At 43.3% G+C, this 1,525-nt stretch carries 2 protein-coding genes; both read left to right on the top strand.

Annotated features, from left to right (window positions below; translation table 11 throughout):
* Window positions 1-1,058 (top strand): type VI secretion system contractile sheath large subunit (gene tssC, locus WH277_RS03775; RefSeq protein WP_339504433.1); only part of this gene is annotated, 1,058 nt, incomplete at its 5' end.
* A gap of 137 nt (window positions 1,059-1,195) precedes the next feature.
* Window positions 1,196-1,525: Hcp family type VI secretion system effector (locus WH277_RS03770; RefSeq protein WP_339504431.1), on the top strand; the 330-nt coding region annotated here is incomplete at its 3' end.

Below are 1,525 nucleotides of genomic sequence, written 5' to 3'. Positions count from 1 at the left end.
AAGAGGAATATGGTCAGCTGGGTGGTGAACCTTATGGTTGTCTGGTTGCGGACTACTATTTTGATCATACGGCACCCGATGTTGATTTGCTGGCATCAATTGCTAAGATTTCTGCCTCAGCTCACTCCCCATTCATTACGGGTGCAGCCCCATCGGTGATGCAGATGGAGTCATGGCAAGAACTAGCCAACCCGCGTGATTTGACCAAGATTTTCACGCAAAACCTCGAATACGCAGCATGGAATTCACTGCGTAATTCTGAAGACTCACGTTACATCGGCCTCGCCATGCCTCGCTTCCTGTCACGCCTCCCTTACGGAATTCGAACGAATCCGGTAGATGCTTTTGACTTTGAGGAAACAACGGACGGAGCGGATCATAGCAAATACGCGTGGTCTAACGCCGCTTATGCAATGGCAGTCAATATTAACCGCTCGTTCAAACACTACGGCTGGTGCACCTTGATTCGTGGCGTTGAGAGTGGTGGCGTAGTGGAAGATCTTCCGTGCCATACTTTCCCTACGGATGACGGCGGCATCGATATGAAATGCCCGACGGAAATTGCGATTTCCGATCGCAGGGAAGCTGAACTGGCGAAAAATGGTTTCATTCCATTAATTCATCGTAAAAATACAGACTATGCGGCTTTCATTGGAGCCCAATCACTGCAGAAGCCAGCTGAATATTACGATCCAGATGCAACTGCGAACGCCAATCTTTCAGCACGACTTCCTTATATGTTTGCCTGTTCGCGTTTCGCGCATTATCTGAAATGTATTGTCCGTGACAAAATTGGTACATTCAAAGAACGTGATGATATGCAAAGTTGGTTGAATGACTGGATAATGAATTACGTCGATGGTGATCCAAATAACTCATCAATGGATACTAAAGCGCGTCGTCCATTAGCAGCAGCTGAAGTTGTTGTTGAGGATGTTGAAGATAATCCAGGATTTTACCAGGCCAAATTCTTCTTGCGTCCTCATTTCCAGCTTGAAGGTTTGACTGTGTCTTTACGCATGGTTGCTAAATTACCTTCGCTTAAAAGTTCTAAATGATAAAACTTGAAATCATCAAATTGGGTTCGAATTTATCAAACAAACCACAATAGGAAGAAAATTAAACCTTCCTAAAGTAGGCAATACAGTTGTCGCACTTGCTGTGACTTTTTACCACATAGAAAAAAGGAATTATCATGTCACAAGATATGTTTATCAAAATTGATGGTATCGATGGTGAATCTCCAGATGCTATTCATAAAAATGAAATTCAAGTCCTGAAATGGAGATGGGACGTGAGTCAACATTCGAACATGCACAGTGGTTCAGGTGGTGGTTCAGGAAAGGCAACTGTGAGTGATTTTTGCTTCGAGCACTATACAGACAAAGCCAGCCCTAATCTGTTGAACTACTGTTTGACAGGTAAGCACATCAAAAATATTCAATTCGTCATCCGTAAAGCGGGTGGTAACCCTCTTGAGTATTTGCTGATTAAATTTACCGATGTCATTATTACTTTAGTTGAT

This window comes from Erwinia sp. MYb416, from assembly GCF_037479575.1.
Lineage (GTDB): Bacteria > Pseudomonadota > Gammaproteobacteria > Enterobacterales > Enterobacteriaceae > Erwinia > Erwinia rhapontici.
The sequence above is the reverse complement of the archived record's forward strand: the minus strand, read 5'-3'. Positions and strand labels throughout refer to the sequence as shown.